We start from the raw sequence: 20,639 nt of genomic DNA, 5'->3' as shown, positions 1-20,639 counted from the left end.
CCGATGAAACGGATTTTTTATTGTGTTTGAGCGAAGGGAATTATGGCCACGGATTGGACGGATTTGGTTGAGGCGCAAGGGATGGCACACAGATGAAACAGATTAGATCGATGTAACGGATTTTATTTTGGTCGATGTAAAGTAACATATAGCCACGGATTTTAAAAGAACCGCTAAGGCGCAAAGACACGAAGGGTTGATGTGCACGGAATTTAGCCACGGATTTGACGGATTTTATTTTGGTTGACACATGATGCCGAGCGGAGCGCTGCGTTCCCTGTTGGATGAAGTGCACGGCGGAAAAGAACCGCGAAGACGCAAAGATAGGAAGGAAGGAGGCGCGAGCATCGCGCCTGTACGAGGTATCTCTCTTGTGCCAATGAATTGGCACAAACTTTGTCGTATTGGATGCGTTATGTCTGAGATGGGCCAGGCCTTCAGCCTTTGATGATTGGTGGTGTGTTGTACCCAAGGCTCATTCTTATGCAGCGCTACTGCGCAACATATTCATTTCACCGTTGGGCTAGTTTCGGTCACCCCGTTCGGGGCTTGGTTGAAATTGTCGGGAACGGATTTTAAAATAATCGCTAAGCCGCTAATACACATGGGGGTGAAGGGGTGAGGTGGAAGGGATGGCATACAGATGAAACAGATTTTTTATTTTGGTTGAGGTGCAAGGAATTTAGCCACGGATTGGACGGATTAGACGGATCTCCACGGATTTTGGTTGACACATGATGCCGAGCGGAGCGCTGCGTTCCCTGTTGGATGAAGTGTAGGGATAAGGGAACCGCTAAGACGCAAAGACACGAAGGGTTGAGGTGCAAGGAATTTAGCCACGGATTAGACGGATCTCCACGGATTTTGGTTGACACATGATGCCGAGCGGAGCGCTGCGTTCCCTGTTGGATGAAGTGCAGGGATAAGGGAACCGCTAAGGCTGAAAGGCACGAAGGGTTGGAGTTTACGGGATGGCACACAGATGAAATGGGTAAGGCATTCAGTTCTTAACTATTGGGATGGTGAAGAAGTTACTACTGATGTCATGGCTTGTTCATCTAGTCGTTCATTGCCCTATACAATACCAAAACTTATGCTTAAGAGCTTAGACTATAGAGTGATACTTCTTGAGGGTATAGAATGTCGCCTTCTCTTTTAACATGATAAGTTAAGGGGTGCTAAGATTTCGATAATGAGATGTGGTAGGCTTATTTTCTTTTTAGAGACGGGTATTGCTACTGCTGTTTGTAGAGATGAATATTACAAACAGCAGTATACATTTTATGTGGAGTGGTTAGGCTTCCGTTTTATATTCATCGATCTCTACTAGACCATGCAGAATAGCATAGATGGTAAGTCCCGATATGGATTTTATACCCAATTTTTGTGTAATGTTTTTACGGTGCGTAATTACGGTATGGGTGCTAATAAAGAGCTTTTCTGCAATCTCTTTATTGCTATTGCCATCAATAATTTGTCTAATTACTTCGATTTCTCTTGTGGATAGATTGCTACTATCTTCTTCAACACCTTTTTGATTTTTTGCAGTGATCGATTTGATCTTATCACAAATTGTCTCTTCTGAGTCTGTCAGGTGAAGTATCGATGTAAATAGCTTTTTTTGGCTATGGTGTTGGATGTTGTAGCCTAACATTGGAATGTTCTTCGATTTGAGAACGTCGGAGAAATATTGGATATCTCCGTTGTAGTTCCAAAGCATGTTGGCATTGACCATTACTAGATCAACTTTTGATTTGATCACTTTTTCAAGGTTTGGGGGGAACGATGAAAGCTTATTAAGAGTGATTGGAAAGAAATTCCGGTTGAGAATAACTTCTATCCCTTCTCTTATGATTGTGGCATCGTCAATGACGACAGCATGTAGTTTTTGGCTCATCTTTCATTTGAGGTTAGTGTCTCAAGTTGTTTTACAAGAGGAATCAGGATGTCATCTTCTAAACGAGAGTGATCATGAATTTCATCTTCTAGATCATAAAGGTTAAGAAGAAATTGAGTTTTCAGGAAGTTGCCATAGTCAGAGGCGAAGTGTTTGATCAAAAGATTTTTCAGATCACTCAGTTTCTCTTCTATATTGGTATGGTGCTCTTCGAACTCCTCCATGGAGAAATCAAGATGTGTGATGTCTTTTTCGACCGATAGCTTATGAAGTTTATTGATATATGGAAATACTTCACGATCCTCATAGCTCATATGTTGCTGTACTTCTTGACAGTACTCGTCAAAGAATATTTTCAATAACCCTATTTGAGGATGTTTGAATTTCTCGATAAATTGAGCAAGAATCTGATTTAAATAAGGGATCTTTTTTTCGAGGAAGTAGTTGTGTGACTCTCTAAGGTATGCTACCAAATCAGGAATGATCGAAAGATCATATTTCCCGTTGAAGTTCTCTGATTTGTCAAGAAATGATTCAATGAGAATGACAAAAAGAGTTAGGTTGGTATTGGTTTGATCACATACCTCTTTTACGGTCATCTCATGAAGTTCAAGATGGATATGTAAGCGGTCGAGCAGGGACAATACTCGTGGATATTTTAGAAGGATGTCACACATCCTTCTATTCTCCCATTTATGTATATCTAAATTGTTCATTGTGAAAATCTCTGTTATAATTATTTGGTCTAAATATAGCGATCTCTTTTGCCAATTAAAATATCATTGTACTGATGATCGAATTTTTCTACTAATTTAGGACGATCGATGAAGTATTGTTCTTGGTGTATCTCTTTCAACTCCTTGGCAATCACTGCTTCTCCAAGTCTTTTTGTCTCTTCGGAGGCGTAGTCATAAAGATACTCTCTAAAAGTAAGGACCCCATTCAGCTTACAGAATTTACCTTCTACACAGTGGCTAAGCATCCCCATGATCGTTTCTCCTGTTCGACCACATCGATAACCTGCAGTACAGAATGATGGAATAAAACCTTCTTTAAGTATCTCTTGGATCACATCATCCAGGTCTCTTGGGTCTCCAATGGTAAATTGTTGTTTGTCTTGGTTTATTTGATCGCTATAACCTCCAATACCAATTCGTGTGGATGCGTCGGTTTGTGTACAACCTAATTTAATCACTTCTCTTTTTAATTCCGGCTTTTCACGTGCAGTTATGATGAGTCCTGCAGTAGGTACAGAGAGTCGTAGTACGGCAACGATCTTTTTAAAATCTTCGTCGCTCACTTGATAAGGAAGGTTTTGACTTAGCTCAGATCCAGAAGCAGGAGTAATACGTGGGAATGATATGGTGTGAGGTCCTACACCATATCGTTTTTCAAGGTCTAAGGTGTGATAAAGCAGCCCCATGACTTCGAATTTCCAGTCGTAAAGACCGAAAAGAGCTCCAATGGCCACATCATCTAATCCAGCATCCATTGCGCGATGAAGGGCATATAATCTCCATTGGTAGTCCCCTTTAAGGGTATCTTTAGGATGAACTTGGTTGTAGGTTTCATGATGGTACGTTTCTTGGAATACTTGATAAGTACCGATACCTGTCTCTTTTAGTCGTTTTAATTTGTCAATGCTCATCGGAGCAGCATTTATATTAACACGACGTATGTTGGTCTCTTTTCCTGAATTGGGTGCTTTTTCTTGTACTTCGTAGACTGCTTTGATAGAGTCTATCATGTAGTCAATATCTGATTTTGGATGCTCTCCAAAGACTAAGATCAGTCGTTTGTGTCCTTCATTTAATACAGACTTGGTCTCACGTTTAACCTCATCGGGAGATAATATGGCACGCTTTTCTGTACAGTTTTTCTCACGGAACCCACAGTACTCGCAGTTGTTTACACAAAGATTGGAGCAGTAGAGAGGGGCAAAAAAGACAATGCGGTTGTCATAAACTTTCTTTTTCAGTTCTAAAGCTGCATCAAATATTCTGTTCCACATTTTATCCGATGTCACATTTAGTAGTGCGGCAGTTTCTTCGGGAGCTAGTGTTTTCACCGAAAGCGCTTTTTCGATAATCTGCTCGATATATTGGTCTGACGGGTTTTCGCCCTCTTTGATTTTTTTGTTGATGGTTTCTTCACAAATAAAATCTTTACCATCTACCAAATATTTATCTATTTCGGATGGTTTAATGACGTCTTTTTTCCAATCTGAGACTCTCATATTCTCTTTTTTAGGACTTTATGCCAAAGTGCTCGGAAAAGAGTATAACAGCAGTTATCTCAAGTGCAATAGTGGTTATATGGTATTGCTTTCCGTTTTTACTTTAGTATAAAAGGTCAGTTCGTTTTCGTGTTCTTATTTGAAGACAATGTAATCTAATTTGATTGGATTACTTATGTCAAAAGTTTTTCTTTTGTATAAAAAGCTGAGAAAGATCGTATTCAAGAGGTAATGATATCCGATCTTTCTCCATCAATGCATCTATCTTCTACGCTTTTTGTCTTTTTTTACGTTCTTCTTGGGCTTTGCACTACTTTTATGATTGATATTGGGTGCAGAATCACTCTTCTGCCCTAATAGTTTGGGTATCCAATCTGTTTTTTGAATCTTTCTGAGTGAACTTTCAATTTTATGTTTTTGTTTCGAATCGTACCAAAAGAAGAATTGGCGTTGTTCTAATTTATCTTTACTAGATTTCGGTGTTTTGACAGGTTTCAATGTGTATGGATGGAATCCAGAGTAGTAGATTACCGTTGCTACTGTCATTGGTGTAGGGGTGAAATCTTGTACCTGTTCTAGTTTGAAATCTAACTCTTTGGTCTGGATTGCAAGATCTGCCATGTCTTTCAGTTGACATCCTGGATGGCTAGAGATAAAATATGGAATAAGTTGTTGATTTAAACCATTTTTTTTGTTTACCTCGCGAAATAGAGGAACTAACTCATGGAACAGATCAAAAGAGGGTTTCCTCATAATATTAAGCACATCGTCAGAGGTGTGTTCTGGAGCCACTTTAAGACGTCCTGAGACATGGTGTTTAATGACCTCCTCAAGATATTTAAGATTTTTCTCTTTTACTTTAGGATCTTTCTGCTCACCCAGGATCATGTCGTAACGTATCCCACTACCAATAAAAGCGTGTTTTACTCCTTCCACATTACGTACCTTCTTATATAGGTTGGTTAGAGTGGAGTGATCATTATCGAGGTTACTACATATTTTAGGGAATATACAAGATGGCTTTTTACATTTACGACAAATGTCTAAGTTTTTCCCTTGCATTTTGTACATGTTAGCAGAAGGGCCTCCAACATCAGATATCGTTCCTTTGAAGTCTGGCATCATCGTAACCTCTTCGATCTCTTGAAGAATAGACTCTTCTGATCGAGATACTATAAATTTCCCTTGATGTGCACTGATGGTACAGAAGGCACAGCCTCCAAAACAACCACGATGGATGTTTACGGAGTGTCTAATCATATCATAAGCTGGTATGGCACCTTTCTTTTTATATCTTGGATGGGGTAGCCTTGTAAACGGAAGTTTATGTACAGCATCTAACTCTTTCCCTTTTAGCGGGGCATAAGGAGGGTTAATGACGATTTGGGTGTTGTGATTTTTTTGAATCAGCTTCTGGGCTTCCCAACTGTTTGATTGAATCTCTATGTTTTTGAAATTCTCAGCATATTTCTTCTTGTCCTCCAGGCAGGTTTGATGAGAGTTTAGTTCAAATGTTTCCCATTTTTTCTGCGTAGCATATTTTTCACCAATTGGACGTACAAAAGCCGTTTGAGGTAGGTTGGTGATCGAAGAGACAGGAACACCTCTTTTTACTAATGAGATAAATTCACGAACCGATTTTTCCCCCATCCCGTAAAAAAGCAGATCGGCAGGTGCATCCGCAAGGAATCCTGGACGTAATTTGTCACTCCAATAATCATAATGTGTAACTCGTCGTAGAGAAGCTTCAATTCCTCCAACGATAACAGGCACATCAGGATAGAGTTCTTTTAGTATATTAACATAAGTATATGCTGCATAGTCAGGACGAGCGTTGGTACGTCCATCGGGAGTATATGCGTCATTCGATCTTCTTCGTTTATTGGCAGTATAGTGGTTAACCATTGAATCCATATTTCCACCAGATACGGCAAAGAAAAGATTGGGTTTACCTAACTTCTTAAAATCTCGTAGGTCATCGGTCCAATTAGGTTGAGGAATAATGGCCACTTTTAGCCCTTCATCTTCCATGATACGACCAATTACTGCAGCAGCAAAAGAGGGATGGTCCACATAAGCATCCCCTGTAAAATAGATCACATCAATATCTTCCCATCCACGTTCTTTTATCTCTTTCAGGCTTGTGGGTAACCAGCTATTATTATTGCTCAATGTCATTTCGAAAATCAAAGATTTAATACGGGAACAAAAGTAATTTATTTCGCACTAAAAGCTCTTTTTCTTTATTGTTTTTTCACGATTGGCTGTCAATATATAACAGTTTTAATATATTACACTTCATTGTTGGTGTAATGTGTTTGATATATAGGTGTTTAGTGTGTGAACAAAGAGGGGTGTAGTCCTGTTTGAACTTTTATATAAACCAAAAATATTTGTTATGAAAAAAATAATTTTATTGGTCATTGGGATGATCTTATCATTAGGATTGATTGCACAAGAAGATTCAGGTATGTCAGCTGCAGCTGAAGCAAACAACCCATTGGCAAAGATTAAAGCTTTTAATGTACAGTTTAATTTTCTTACGGATATTGCAGGTACAGATGCAAAGATGAACATGACTAACGTGAGGTATGCACAACCGATTGGTCGTTTCTTATTAAGAGGGACCCTGCCTATCATGAATTCAACCGTTGATGGAGCACAACAATCTGGTTTGGGTGATCTGAATCTTTTTGCAACCTATTTGTTAAAAACGGGAGCTACAAATATTGGTTTTGGGCCGATGGCTACTTTCCCTACAGGAACCAATTCAATGGGAGCAGATCAATATCAAGTAGGAGCTGCTTTTATTGCATATATTGCTAAAAATCCAAGATTTCAATGGGGTGGTTTAGTGACATGGAATATTGGTGTAGGTGATCGCTCTGATGGTATGACTACATATTATGGACAGGAGATTGATAAGCAAATGAACTTTGTCGCAGTACAACCATTCTATTTCTTCCAATTGGGGAAAGGTAATTATTTAAGAGGAGCACCGATATGGACTATAGATTTACAGAAGGAGGTGTATAATTTTCCTATAGGTATAGGTATTGGTAAGATTGTTAAGATCGGTAATACGGTAGCAAACTTCTTTATCGAACCACAATATTCAGTGTATACAGAAGGTTATGGTGCACCCGTGTTTCAAATATTCTCGTCAATCAATTTGCAGTTTAATTAAATAAATATTAATTGTTGTTTGAATGAATGCGAAGAGGTCAAAGTGTTAAAATAGATCAATTATTCAAGTTGTTTTTACCTATATACGATTTAAAAATGATAAAACAATGAATAAATGATATGTTCTAGGATATGTAAATTAAAAAAAATATATATTTTTGTGCGAAATCAGATTTCTTCTAAATAACTTTTTTACATGAATATCAAGAAGCATACTAAAATTGTTGCGACAATTTCAGACAGAAAGTGCGAACCAGAATTTATTCGCGAACTACACGAAGCAGGTATGAACGTTGTGCGTATTAATACAGCACACCAAATGCCAGAGGATACTGAGCGTGTTATAAAGAACATCCGTGAGGTATCAGATAAGATTGCGATTTTGGTGGATACAAAAGGTCCTGAAATTCGCACAAAGAATGTCGAGAACCCAATTGCAGTGAAAGCTGGTGATAAGGTGATCGTAAAAGGAGGCGAAGGCGAGTCGAAAGACAACGTATTGTATCTTGACTATGCAGGTATCGCAAAAGACGTTCCTACTGGAAGTGCACTACTTATCGATGATGGTGAGCTAGAGTTGAAAGTAGAGAGCGTGACAGAAGAAGGACTTGTTACTGTTGTTTGTAATGATGGCGCGATCAAAAATCGTAAAAGTGTAAACGTACCAGGTGTAACGATTACTCTTCCAGCTATTACAGAGAAAGATAAGAAATTTATCTTGTGGTCAGCTGAGAATGATATTGATTTTATTGCACACTCTTTTGTACGTAATGCAGCAGATGTTTTAGCCGTACAAGAGATTCTTGATTCTAAAAATAGTAGCGCTAAGATTATCGCTAAGATTGAGAATCACGATGGTGTTCAAAATATCGATGAGATCCTAGACCATGCTTATGGTGTTATGGTTGCTCGTGGAGACTTGGGTATTGAAGTTCCAGCACAGAAGATTCCTGGAATCCAAAGAGACCTAGTTCGTACTTGTGTGTCAAGAAAGAAGCCTGTGATTATCGCAACGCAAATGCTTCACACAATGATCGAGAACCCACGTCCAACACGTGCAGAGGTAAGTGATGTTGCTAACGCAATTTACCAAAACACAGATGCTATCATGTTGTCAGGTGAGACTGCATACGGTGATTATCCTGTTGAGGCAGTGAAAGTGATGACTAGTATTGCACAAGAAGTTGAGGCAGCACAAGATCGTACGAATAATTTGGATGTAAATATTGCTCCTTATCAAGTTCCAGCATTTTTGGCAGAGGCTGCAGTAAATGCTGCTAATAAAGAGGAGTTGGATGTTAAGGCGATAGTAACAGATTCAATGACAGGTCGTACTGCACGTTACCTATCTGCTTTCCGTTGTGATAAGCCTGTATTGGCTAAGTGTCACACACCAAATGTAATGAGAGAGTTAGCTCTTTCTTATGGTGTTTATGCGGACGTAATCAAAGGTCGTAAGAACAAAGACAAATTGGTTAAGTCTGTACTAAAAGGATTGATTGAAGAAGGAACTCTTGTAAAAGAGGATAACGTTGTTTATGTTGGTGGTAGCTTCGGTGTAGGAGCTGGAACAACTTTCATGGAGATTGGTTCAGTGGATCATTTGACTAGCAAAAACAAAAAAGATCAAGATGCTGAGTAAGCTATAATACTCATGTGTTAATTGATTTTTTAAAATATAAAAGAGGGAGGCCTAATGGTTTTCCTCTTTTTTTTTAGTCTATATGGGCTAACAGAGCTTGCTTTTATGGGTGTTATTGTCTTCTTTCAATAGTATTACCATATATACTGAGATAAGCAATGCTTCCATCTTTTTGTCTTGTCTAAACAAAATATATTTGCAAATTTCATAGTTCAATGGTTAAGCTATTAGACTTCGCTGTTTCAATCATTTGAAATGAAAATCGATCAATGAGTTGTTTAAGGTGTACGTCTTGATTATTCAATACCTATAGATCCTATTATGAGGTGGTATTTGTATTGGGTGGATAGACATAAGAGAAGCTGGGCAACATAAAGAGTGTACTTTTACGATTGATTCAAAATTTGGTAAAAGTAGGAGAGGAATTGTCTTATTTAATGGTGCTTATTATGGCGTGTGGCGTGATTTAAAGGAGAATTGTTATGGGATAGCAGTATTGGTGGATCTGCTTTGTAATAGCGTGTGGTGACGTGTTCTAAAAGAAAACGGAGACTATCAGCATGTGATAATCTCCGTGTTATATTGTTTAAAGTTTTTCTCGTACAAACTTTTGTATGATCTCTTTATGGTCGAAGGCCATCTCCGGAAGAGATATGATTGGAAACCATTTGGCTTCAAGTGCATCGTCCATTCCTTTTACTGGTACTGGTTCTGGTAGTTCTCCATGGAACACCGCTGAGATAATACGCTGTCTAGGATCACGAAGGACAGCGTCAAAAGTGTAAAATTGATCAAGCTTAACATCTGATATACCTGTTTCTTCGCTGAGTTCACGAGCGGCAGCATCAATTAAAAGTTCGTCCATATTGATGAACCCTCCAGGAAGTGCCCAAGACCCTTGAAAAGGATAGTCCTTTCTTTTAATTAAAAGGATAAGCATCTCTTGGTTTCGTGGTGCAATCACAATTGTGTCTACTGTAATTGCAGGACGAGGATATTTGTAGACAAAGCTCATTATCGAATAAGTTAAATGGATTTAATGAATGATAAATCATTATTGTTTAAGCTCTCAAATATAGGAACTTTTTTAACAAAAAAGGCAATTAGTCAATTTCAAGCGGTATTATTTCTTTTTTTTATTAGAGCATGTACATGATAGATAGATTACTATAATAACTGCCATGCCGTAAATAATAAGATGAGTATTTTCCATAATCCGCTATTTTATTCTTTTAATCAACAGAAGGTGATGTGTTTGTGTTCCTTGGTTGTTGAATATGCCTTGCTCTGTTAAAAGCTCCTTTTGTACCACGCCTGAAGCATGTACTAACATTTGTTCACTTTCAATGAAACCAACATGTGTGATGTTTTGTTCATCTTTTCCAAAGAAGGCAAGGTCGCCAAACTTATGTTCTCCAAAAGGGACCGTCATTCCAACTTTAGCTTGATCTTTGGCATCTCTAGGCAATCTTATTCGAAGAAATTTGTAAAGTAATTGAGTGAAGCCAGAACAGTCGATCCCATAGGAACATCGGCCTCCCCATTTATAAGAAACACCAATCATATGGAGAATGATTCGTTGTAAGGAAGGTTGTTTTCTTGACGATTCATGGATCATTGCACCAAGAGGAAGATGAATGTGAATATCTTTTGTTGGGTCAATATTTGTGATTTTATGGTGAAGAGAAAAAGAGTGAACAGGGATTTGATTTTGATCTAATATATTGGCCGATTCTTTGTTGATATAGACAATATTCGGAGTTGGTATCCATCCTTCATACTGATCAAATAGAAGCTTTATTTTGGACCAAGATATATTGCTCTCAGTGATTGTAAAAGGTTCACCCCATAACACTTCGGATACGACTTCACTTTGGAAATTGTGATTTTTATAGATGGAGATATTGCTACAGTTGATTGTTCCAAATTTGTTCATGATGTAAGATCATTTTAGTTGGCTTAAATATTGGTCTCGATTGTTGGGAGAAAACATTTAGAATTGCTTATTTTTGTGTAAATTAATCATTTTCAATAAGAATTCATAATAGATATTGAAGCTGTTCATTTGTGTAACTTGAGTAATAACTTATGGAAAACAAACCACATCCTTTTGGGCATAAAGTGTATATTCTTTTGATCTGTGTGTCGACCATTGCTATGCTTTTCTTTGCTTTTCCTCGTGAAAAGAACTTTCGATATGAATATCAAGAAGGAAAGCCATGGCGTCATGAAACATTGTATGCACCTTTTAGTTTTGCCATTGCGAAAAACAAGCAAGAGCTAAAGGAGGAGGAGCGTATTGCAATGAAGGGCTATCAGCCTTATTTTACACTGAATGATAGTGTTTCTGATAAAAATATCAGGTATCTCAAGGAAGATATCCGAGGATTGATTGGTTTTAATTCCGTTGAGGAGTCATGGTTTGTTGCTGTGCTCGATTCTGTATATCGAAGAGGTGTGTTAGAGCAGGTAATCGTTAATAATGGTTTATTGGATAGTATTTCAGATGTATCGATTCTTAGAGATCGAGTGGTGCAGCCCCAGCCGGTTGGTCGTTTGTACTCATTGAAAGATGCATTTCAACATATTTCTCAGAAGTGGAAGCAGTACGATCGGCCAGGAAAACGTTCATCTCTATTGGTTTCGTCATTGAATCCTTCAAAATATATCGAGACAAATCTTTTTTATGAGAAGGAAGTTTCTAAGAAAGCTAAGATTGAGTTGCTAGCCTCAATTTCTCATACCAGAGGGATGGTTCAAGAAGGAGAGCGAATTGTTGCGCAAGGAGATTTAATAACCCCTCAGATATATAATATATTGGAGTCGATGCAGTCGAGTATCAAAGAGGTTGGAGGAATGAATGTCAATAACATGCTGGTCTCTTTGGGGATGCTCCTTTTTATAACTATTCTGGTAACCCTTCTTATTCTGTATATATATGATTTTTATCCAGAGATAAGTGAGAATATAAAACAGGTCTTATATCTTTTTGTTTTAGTGGTTATAGCAGTGGTGTCTGCTCGACTTATTAGCCAAGTTCCAGATCTTAACTTGTATCTTTTCCCAGTCTCTATTTTTGCTATTTTGGCTTACTCTTTTCTTGGGCGTAGAATAGCCATTTTTACGAACACTATTTTAGTGGTCATGATCGGTTATTTTGCTCCGAATGGATATGAGTATCTGTTTTTGCAATTTATTGCTGGTACGGCAGCTGTTATGTCTTTAAGGACATTAAAGAAAAGAGGGCATTGGGTACTGACCTCACTGGTTGTCTTTATGACGTTCTTGGTTGGATACATTGCGATCTCATTAATTCAAGATGGAAATATATCGGCGGTAAACTGGTCGATGATCAAGTGGTTTTTTCTACATGCTCTATTGGTTAATTTGGCTCAGCCCCTTGCTTATGTGTCAGAAAAAGCATTTGGTTTTATGTCTGATTTTACTCTGTTGGAGTTGTCAAATATTAACCAGCAGCCTTTATTGAGAAAGTTGTCTAATGAAGCTCCTGGTACTTTTCAGCATTCTAATCAAGTGGCGAACTTATCAGAGAGGGCAGCTATGGAGATCGAAGCAGATGCTAATTTAGCAAGGGCAGGTGCCTTGTATCATGATATTGGAAAAATGATTCATCCTACCTTTTATACCGAAAATCAAGTGGGTGGTGTGAATCCTCACGATCGATTATCTCCGGAAGAGAGTGCTAAGATCATTATTGGACATGTGACTGGTGGTATGGAGTTGGCAAAAAAACATAATCTTCCAAAGCCAATTGCTGATTTTATAACTTCACATCATGGTACGGGGGTGACAGGGTATTTTTATGTGATGAGCAAAAACAATGCAGATGATGGCGTTTTAATTGATAAATCGAAGTTCTCCTATCCTGGTCCTAATCCTGTGACAAAAGAGCAAGCTGTGGTCATGTTCTCTGATGCAATAGAGGCAGCCTCTAGGAGCTTGACAGATAAGAGTGAAGAGAATTTAAAGAAGTTGATTGATCAGATCTTCGATAGTAAGATAGAGATGGGACAGTTGGATCATGCACCCATTACTTTTGCGCAAATAACAGCTCTAAAACGATGTTATTTAGACCAACTTGTAAATGTTTATCACTCTAGGATTGCCTATCCTAAGGAGAAAAAGAAGTCTTAAGTAGAGATAAAAATAAACTATTAATCTAAGCTGTTCGATGTTTTGATGCTTTTTGTATCTAAAATCGGTTTCGATGACTTCTTTTTGAATTAAATTGCGTTGTAAACAGATATAGAGTTATTAAGTTTGTATTAGAGTTGACACGGATGCTTTGTAGTATGAGCCGTGTTGTTTGAATAAGAAATATATTCTTGAATAAAATATTTACAGTATGATTATTGAACCAAAAATGAGAGGTTTCATTTGTTTTACTTCTCACCCAAAGGGATGTGAACAAAATGTGTTGAATCAGATCAATTATGTGAAATCTAAAGGAGCCATTGAGGGTGCTAAAAAAGTACTTGTTATTGGTTCATCAACAGGTTTCGGTTTGGCTTCACGTATCACAAGTGCTTTTGGGTCAAATGCTGCAACCCTAGGAGTGTGTTTTGAAAAGCCGGGTGTCGAAGGTAAGCCTGGAACAGCAGGGTGGTATAATACTGCTGCATTTGAAAAATTTGCTGAAGAAGAGGGTCTTTATGCAAAAACAATTAATGGTGATGCTTTCTCGAATGAAGTGAAAGCGGAGGCTATTGAGGCCATTAAGAAAGACCTAGGAGAGGTAGATTTAGTGATTTACAGTTTGGCTTCTCCTCGCCGTACTAATCCAGTTGATGGTCAGACATACAGATCTGTGTTAAAGCCTATTGATGGGGAGTATTCTAATAAAACAGTGGACTTCCATACAGGAAAAGTGTCTGAAGTTTCTATTCAACCAATTAAGGATGAAGAGGAGATTGCGAATACGGTTCAGGTAATGGGTGGTGATGATTGGAGATTATGGATGGAAGCATTGGCTGAAGCTGGTGTTTTGGCTGACGGAGTAAAGACTGTGGCTTATTCATACATTGGCCCTGAGATCACTTTCCCTATCTATAGAAATGGTACTATCGGAAAAGCAAAAGATCATCTAGAGGCTACAGCTCATGAGTTGACTGAGAAGTTGTCATCAATCCATGGTGAGGCATATGTTTCAGTAAATAAAGCATTAGTTACTCAAGCAAGTTCAGCTATTCCTGTTATTCCTCTTTATATATCACTACTATTCAAAGTGATGAAAGAAGCGAATATTCATGAAGGATGTATCGAACAGATTCAACGTTTGTATAGTGAACGTCTGTATACAGGATCTGAAATTCCAGTAGATGAGAAAGGACGTATTCGCGTTGATGATTGGGAGATGAGAGATGATATCCAAGAGAAGGTCTCAAAACTGTGGGATATCGCTGATTCTGATAATCTTGCTGAGATTGGAGATTTAGAAGGATATAAGCATGATTTTATGAGTTTATTCGGATTTGATATTGAGGGGGTTGATTACACTGCGGATGTAGATGAGACTACATCTGTGAAGAGTATTCAATAAGAGATATATCACAAGATAGAAGAAGAGGGTGTTCATTTGGGTGGACACCCTCTTCATTTTTTTAGTAACCGTACAGTCCTGTGTTTCCTTTCTCTAGGATCGGAAGAAGTTGTTTGATAATATTGCTGTTTTGTTCTGCGATATTCTCATCTTCTAAGGGATCTGTTTTATGGTCATACAGTTCAATTGTAGGTTTTTCATTTCGAAAATACTTGATCAATCTATATTGTTCATTTCGAAGGGTAACACCTTTGTTAAAGTAACCATAAGCATAGTTCTTTTGGCGTGTAGTATCTCCATAAAGAAGAGGAACCATTGTCTCTCCATTGATATTTTGTGGCTTAGGGACTTCTGCTATTTCACATATCGTAGGGTAGAGGTCCACTGATTCTACAATATTTGATATTACTACTCCACTTTTTTTGCTTCGCGGGTCTTTGATGATTAACGTGCTTCGTAGTGCATTTTCAAATAAGGTGTGTTTTCCCCATACATGTTGATCTCCAAGATGCCATCCGTGATCTCCCCAAACAACAATTATGGTGTTCTTGTCTAGCCCTTGTTTTTTTAACTCGTTGATTACCTTTCCTACCTGTTGGTCTACATAGGAAATGCACGCATAATAGGCATGGTGTAGCTTTCGTGAGTATTCTTCAGATGCTTTATGGGTAAGGTCAAGATGTTCGTCACCGCAATGGTATAGATTAAACTCTTTACTTTGATGAAGAGATGCCTTATGGACTCCCTTTGGGATATTTGGATTACTTGATGCTGGAAGGTCTTCTCTGTTGTATAGGTCCCAATATTTTTTTGGTGCATTGAACGGGAGGTGAGGTTTAAAAAAACCAACAGCTAAGAAGAAGGGCTTTTTTTCATTTTTTAGTTGTCCTAATCTCTTTATTGCAAGATTTGCAGTCACACCATCAATATAACCGGTGTCGTCTACATCTGCTATCTCATAAGGTTTAACTTGCTTATTTAGTGATTGTCTGTTTTCGCCATTAGCATAGCCAAAAAATGCATTCCACCCTGTTCCCCATTTACTGTAGTCAAATAGTAGTTCATCCCAACTGTTTGGCAGCTCTCTAATTTTTGATGGTTGTTCTTTATATTTATAAATATATCCATCGGTAGAGTGGCTTATTTTCCCTATCCCAATAGTGTGATACCCTCTTTTTTTTATTCGAGCAATAAAAGTTTCAGGCATACCAGAGCTGTTCTTTTTATGAAAAGCATGTTCACTTGCTGCATTGCCAAGTTGTTTGGTGGTTTTTGGATATAAGCCTGTTAACATCGAATGCCTTGAGGCTCCACATGTAGGTATATTGGTGAAATGGTTTGTGAAGAGAGCTCCCTCTTTAGCAAGTTGATCTAGATTTGGTGATTTGACATATTTGTTGCCATAACATGCTAAGTCCGGTCTCAGATCATCTATTGCAATAAACAGAATATTGGGTGGTTGTTTTTTTTCTGCTTTTATACAACTGCTTGTGAGCATTGCAAAAAGTATGTAGCTACTTATTTTACAAGTTTGTCTCATAATGTTTGTTTTATAGGTTGTATGTCAAAGATAATATTTAGAATAGGTTCCTACAAGAAAAGGCTACCATAAAATATGGTAGCCTTTCGTAATATCTATTTCTGACAACTTAACCTAAGTAACTTTTAAGAAGTTTACTTCTAGAGGTGTGTCTCAATCTTCTGATTGCTTTTTCTTTGATCTGACGTACGCGCTCTCTTGTAAGCCCGAAACGTTCTCCAATCTCTTCAAGAGTCATTTCTTGACATCCAATACCAAAGAACATACGAATAATATCCGCTTCTCTTTCAGTAAGGGTCGCAAGAGAACGTTCAATTTCTTTTGCAAGAGATTCTCCAATCAAACTTCTATCTGCATTTGGTGAATCATCGTTTACTAGTACATCTAATAAACTGTTGTCTTCCCCGTCGACAAAAGGTGCATCTACAGAAACATGTCTACCAGAAACTCTAAGGGTATCTGATACTTTGTCTGCAGGAAGGTCAAGCGTTTCCGCTAGCTCTTCAGGAGAAGGCTTTCTTTCGTGCTCCTGCTCAAATTTAGAGAATGCTTTATTGATCTTATTTAGAGATCCTACCTGATTTAGAGGTAGACGAACGATACGTGACTGCTCAGCCAATGCTTGTAGTATAGATTGGCGAATCCACCATACTGCATAGGAGATAAATTTAAATCCACGTGTTTCGTCGAATTTTTCTGCAGCTTTAATCAAACCTAAGTTTCCTTCGTTAATAAGGTCAGGAAGTGTAAGTCCTTGATTTTGGTACTGCTTGGCAACAGATACAACGAATCTCAAGTTCGCTCTAGTCAGTTTCTCTAGTGCTGCTTGGTCTCCTTTTTTTATCCGTTGAGCCAATTCTACTTCTTCTTCAACGGTAATAAGCTCCTCTTTACCAATTTCTTGTAAATACTTGTCTAGTGAAGCACTCTCACGGTTAGTGATAGATTTTGTGATCTTAAGTTGTCTCATGCTCTCCGATTAAAAGTGCGCAAATTTAACGATTGTTTTTCATAAAAACAAACGATAGCACATGATAAATTAGTTGTTTTTGAAGATGTGGTACGCCCACTCGCCATTAGGGTAAACACCTTCAATTAATACTTGTTTATTTGTTGGGGTATTCATTACCAAATCTTGTAGTTCTTTTACGGAAGAAACTGCATAATTGTTAACACTAGTAATGATAAAACCTTTCTTTATTCCAGCATTTTTTAGTTTGCCGTCTGATAATGAGGTGACTTGTAGTCCGTATTGGATGCTAAATTTTCTCTGTTGATTAATATTTAAAGGTTTAAACTTCGCTCCAAGGAAATCGTTTGTCGCTTTAATGATGTTTGTGTTTCCTTTAAGGTTTTGAAGTTCGACAGTAAATTCTTTCTCATCCCCATCTCTATTTATCTTAACAGTAACGGTATTCCCAGGACTGTATTGTCCAACTTGCTCTCTAAGTTGTGTGGTGTTTTTTATGGCACGCTCGTTAACAGCAATAATAATATCTCCACTTTCAATTCCTGCTTTCTCAGCACCACTACCATCCGTTACTCTTGCTACATATGCACCATAAGTGATGTCAAGATCTTCTTCTTCTGCTAGCTGGCTATTGTTGTCTCTGATTTGTACACCTAATATAGCACGTTGTACGGCTCCATATTTAAGTATATCACCGACTACTTTTTTTGCAATGGTCGACGGTACAGCAAATGAATAACCAGAATAACTCCCTGTTCTAGATGCTATTGCAGTGTTTATTCCGACTAGTTGTCCAGACTGATTAACCAATGCCCCTCCTGAATTTCCTGGATTAACCGCTGCATCTGTTTGAATGAACGACTCTAATGCCATCTGTCCAGACATGATTCCTATGGACCTTGATTTGGCACTTACGATACCAGCGGTCACTGTAGAGTTAAGCGAAAAGGGGTTTCCAACAGCCAATACCCACTCTCCTAGTTTCAGCTTTTGAGCGTCTCCCCACTCTAAATATGGAAGTCCTTCTGCTTCAACTTTCAAAATAGCAATGTCTGTATTAGGGTCCGTTCCAACTAGTTTAGCATCGAATGTTTTGTTCTCTTCAAAAATGACTTTAATGTTATCGGCATCATCAATTACGTGGTTGTTTGTGACAATATACCCATCTGATGAGATGATAACTCCTGAACCACTTGCCTGTTGTACTTGAGGCTGGTTGTAACTCCCTGAGCCATTTCCATAGAATAGATCAAAAAGAGATTGAGGTTGATGAGTCATCTCCTTTTGTGTTGTAATATGTACCACTGCATGAACAGATTTCTCAGCTGCATTGGTTAAATTTGGATATTGTTGAGCTGTACTACTACTAAAACTAGATAGCTGTGTCGGTACTGGTTGCTTGTATGTATAATCAGTATGTGCTACTTGTTTGTTTGAAATGATAGTAAAAACTCCTAAAATTGTTAGTAAACTTGTAGTGAATGCTACAGATAGGTACTTGATAAGGCTTTTTAAATTTTTCATGTCAACTATTATTTTGTAGTTTTGAATTAACGTAAAATAGATAAAAAGATAGAAGGTTGTTATACGTCTTAATTATTTGTTGTAGATTAATAAATTAAAGTAGTTTCAAAGATAATTTAAATATATGTAATGAAAAGTTATAGATTTCATAAATATCAAGGTGCTGGTAATGATTTTGTAATTATTGATAATAGAGATAACAAATTTGATGCCAATAATATTGAGTTAGTTCGTCATTTATGTGATAGGCGCTTTGGTGTGGGTGCTGATGGCTTAATGTTGCTAGAGTCAGATGCCCTGTATGCTTTTCGTATGCGTTATTATAACAGTGATGGTCGAGAGGCTACAATGTGTGGTAATGGCGGGCGTTGTATCGTTGCCTTCGCACATTTTTTAGGCATTTTTGAAGATGAAGTCGAATTTATTGCTGTCGATGGAGTTCATAAAGCGAAAATGGATGAAGATCAGATTGTTGATCTAGAGATGATCGATGTCGATCGTATAGAGCGTGTTGGTGAGGATTTCTACTTGAATACAGGTTCACCACACTATGTTACTTTCTGCCAGCTAGAAGGACTCGATGTGGTTGAAGAGGGGCGAAAAATTCGTTACAATAATCGCTTTGCAAAAGAAGGAACCAATGTCAACTTTGTTCAGATGGATAAGGATGTTCTTCATGTTCTAACTTATGAAAGAGGTGTTGAAGATGAGACATTGGCTTGTGGCACTGGTGTAACAGCAGCTGCAATTTCGGCATGTGTCATGTCGAATAGTCAGTTTGATAGGTTCAAAGTATTTGCTAAAGGAGGGGAATTAGAAGTTCGCTTTGATCAGCAATCGGAACAACACTTTCGACATGTATGGCTTAAAGGTCCTGCTATAAGAGTCTTTAATGGAGAGATACATATATAGAATATATAGCCTCTATCGCTCCACTTTACTTATGTAGAGCGATAGATACTCTTTATTAATTCCACTTTGTTATGGAAGTTTTATCTGAAGTGTTTCTGTAAGTTTCAATATATTCAAATGCATCGTCAATACTTGTTGTTTCAAGATAAAGACCCAAATAGGCCTCTTTAGAAAAACCATCTTTAACAGCAGTCTTAAATTGATCAATAAGATGATCATAATAGTGGTCGATATTGAAAATAACCACTGGGATATTGATCTCTCCAAGTTGTTTCAATGTTAGCACTTCTAATAGTTCCTCTAGAGTTCCGAATCCACCTGGGAGTGCAATTACAGCATCTGATTTCTCTCTCATTAGAGCTTTTCTTTCGTGCATTGTTGGTGTGATGAATTGTTGATCGTCACTGCTTGAAGCAACATTATTGTTCTTAATAACCTGTGCCACGATACCAATGGTTTGGGCACCATGGTTTCTTGTATTCTCAGCCACAATATGCATGAGTCCGACTTTTGCTCCGCCATAAACAAGTTGGTGATTTCCTTTGGCTATTTTTTCGCCTAACTGACGTGCAGTAGTTTGATATTTTTCGTTTAGATTGTTTGCTGAAGAGCAAAAAACACAAATATTCATAGGGATTATTTTTTAGTTTGGTTTAAGTAATATTGATAAATGACAAAAAGCTTTGCTGAAGCTTCTGCATCAGAGATTGCATCGTGATGGTTTAATTGAATTCCAAAATGTTCGCAACAGTGTTTTAGTGTTGTTGGTTCTAACCCCACTTTTTTCCAGAGCCTATAGGTGCAATGCCACTTCTGTGTTAGGTCAAGTTCGGATGCGTCAATATGATAGTATTCGATAGCTTTACGAAGAACGCCACGATCAAAGCTTTCATTATGAGCTACAATTGTTTTGCCTTTGATTCGTTTGTATATCTCAGGAAAGCACACTCTAAAATCATTTGCATATTCGGTTATCTCTGGAGTGATACCATGTACTTGAATATTCTGTATGTCATAATCATTGTCTGGAGGGCGTATAAAAGTATGGAATGTTTCCAGTATTTTCCCTTTTTCAACAGTAACAATTGCAAGAGAACATGCGCTCTCTCTTTTTCTATTTGCAGTTTCAAAATCAAGTGCTACAAATGAATCCATGAAGGTTGTATATTATT

16 protein-coding genes are annotated in these 20,639 nt (G+C 37.8%); 5 read left to right on the top strand and 11 right to left on the bottom strand.

Annotated elements, in window-relative coordinates; all coding sequences use genetic code 11:
* Nucleotides 1–1,294 precede the first annotated feature (1,294 nt).
* The 4 genes from K5X82_04900 to K5X82_04885 all read right to left on the bottom strand — a co-directional run bounded on the left by K5X82_04900 (nt 1,295) and on the right by K5X82_04885 (nt 6,311).
* Nucleotides 1,295–1,897, bottom strand: coding sequence for a LuxR C-terminal-related transcriptional regulator (locus K5X82_04900; GenBank protein QZT38242.1), 603 nt, complete (start codon nt 1,895–1,897; stop codon nt 1,295–1,297).
* Nucleotides 1,894–2,613: a hemerythrin domain-containing protein gene (locus tag K5X82_04895; GenBank protein QZT38241.1), complete on the bottom strand. Its 720-nt coding sequence runs from the start codon at nt 2,611–2,613 to the stop codon at nt 1,894–1,896. Before K5X82_04895 ends, K5X82_04900 begins: the two co-directional genes overlap by 4 nt.
* Before the next feature lie 29 nt (nt 2,614–2,642).
* Nucleotides 2,643–4,133, bottom strand: coding sequence for a [FeFe] hydrogenase H-cluster radical SAM maturase HydG (gene hydG / locus K5X82_04890; protein ID QZT38240.1), 1,491 nt, complete (start codon nt 4,131–4,133; stop codon nt 2,643–2,645).
* Between the two features lie 261 nt (nt 4,134–4,394).
* Complete coding sequence (locus K5X82_04885; GenBank protein ID QZT38239.1) at nt 4,395–6,311, bottom strand: YgiQ family radical SAM protein; 1,917 nt, start codon at nt 6,309–6,311, stop codon at nt 4,395–4,397.
* A 220-nt stretch (nt 6,312–6,531) separates the two neighbouring features.
* On the opposite strand from K5X82_04885, the gene K5X82_04880 reads away from it, so the two are divergent.
* On the top strand, nt 6,532–7,320 hold the full coding sequence (locus K5X82_04880) for a transporter (protein ID QZT38238.1): 789 nt from the start codon (nt 6,532–6,534) through the stop codon (nt 7,318–7,320).
* 201 nt (nt 7,321–7,521) lie between these two features.
* On the top strand, nt 7,522–8,961 hold the full coding sequence (gene pyk, locus K5X82_04875) for a pyruvate kinase (protein QZT39083.1): 1,440 nt from the start codon (nt 7,522–7,524) through the stop codon (nt 8,959–8,961).
* A 586-nt stretch (nt 8,962–9,547) separates the two neighbouring features.
* On the opposite strand, the gene K5X82_04870 is transcribed toward pyk, so the two are convergent.
* Nucleotides 9,548–9,976 carry an NUDIX hydrolase gene (locus K5X82_04870; GenBank protein QZT38237.1) on the bottom strand — a complete coding sequence of 143 codons (429 nt, stop codon included), beginning with the start codon at nt 9,974–9,976 and terminating at the stop codon, nt 9,548–9,550.
* Nucleotides 9,977–10,180: 204 nt separating this feature from the next.
* Entirely contained in the window at nt 10,181–10,897 is a 717-nt protein-coding gene (locus K5X82_04865; protein ID QZT38236.1) for a C40 family peptidase, read from the bottom strand.
* Nucleotides 10,898–11,049: 152 nt separating this feature from the next.
* Here K5X82_04865 and K5X82_04860 point away from each other — a divergent pair, with 152 nt between their 5' ends.
* On the top strand, nt 11,050–13,116 hold the full coding sequence (locus tag K5X82_04860; protein ID QZT38235.1) for an HDIG domain-containing protein: 2,067 nt from the start codon (nt 11,050–11,052) through the stop codon (nt 13,114–13,116).
* Nucleotides 13,117–13,327: 211 nt separating this feature from the next.
* Nucleotides 13,328–14,521 carry a trans-2-enoyl-CoA reductase family protein gene (locus tag K5X82_04855; GenBank protein QZT38234.1) on the top strand — a complete coding sequence of 398 codons (1,194 nt, stop codon included), beginning with the start codon at nt 13,328–13,330 and terminating at the stop codon, nt 14,519–14,521.
* 61 nt (nt 14,522–14,582) lie between these two features.
* Here K5X82_04855 and K5X82_04850 read toward each other — a convergent pair whose 3' ends face one another.
* From K5X82_04850 to K5X82_04840, 3 genes are all read right to left on the bottom strand, one after another.
* The gene (locus tag K5X82_04850; protein ID QZT38233.1) at nt 14,583–16,061 is read right to left on the bottom strand and encodes a sulfatase; all 1,479 of its coding nucleotides are present in this window, start codon (nt 16,059–16,061) and stop codon (nt 14,583–14,585) included.
* 109 nt (nt 16,062–16,170) lie between these two features.
* A complete protein-coding gene (locus tag K5X82_04845; protein QZT38232.1) occupies nt 16,171–17,031 on the bottom strand; it encodes an RNA polymerase sigma factor RpoD/SigA in 861 nt (286 codons plus the stop codon).
* A 69-nt stretch (nt 17,032–17,100) separates the two neighbouring features.
* Nucleotides 17,101–18,555 carry a Do family serine endopeptidase gene (locus K5X82_04840; protein ID QZT38231.1) on the bottom strand — a complete coding sequence of 485 codons (1,455 nt, stop codon included), beginning with the start codon at nt 18,553–18,555 and terminating at the stop codon, nt 17,101–17,103.
* Nucleotides 18,556–18,684: 129 nt separating this feature from the next.
* Between K5X82_04840 and dapF the strand changes: the two genes are divergently transcribed.
* A complete protein-coding gene (gene dapF, locus K5X82_04835; protein ID QZT38230.1) occupies nt 18,685–19,467 on the top strand; it encodes a diaminopimelate epimerase in 783 nt (260 codons plus the stop codon).
* 55 nt (nt 19,468–19,522) lie between these two features.
* On the opposite strand, the gene K5X82_04830 is transcribed toward dapF, so the two are convergent.
* Together K5X82_04830 and K5X82_04825 are read right to left on the bottom strand one after the other, a co-directional pair.
* Nucleotides 19,523–20,098: a TIGR00730 family Rossman fold protein gene (locus K5X82_04830; GenBank protein ID QZT38229.1), complete on the bottom strand. Its 576-nt coding sequence runs from the start codon at nt 20,096–20,098 to the stop codon at nt 19,523–19,525.
* A gap of 5 nt (nt 20,099–20,103) precedes the next feature.
* Nucleotides 20,104–20,622, bottom strand: coding sequence for a 3'-5' exonuclease (locus K5X82_04825; GenBank protein QZT38228.1), 519 nt, complete (start codon nt 20,620–20,622; stop codon nt 20,104–20,106).
* Nucleotides 20,623–20,639: the final 17 nt, after the last annotated feature.

It is taken from the genome of Prolixibacteraceae bacterium (assembly GCA_019856515.1).
Lineage (GTDB): Bacteria > Bacteroidota > Bacteroidia > Bacteroidales > Prolixibacteraceae > Halosquirtibacter > Halosquirtibacter xylanolyticus.
This window is presented reverse-complemented; position numbering and strand designations above follow the sequence as displayed.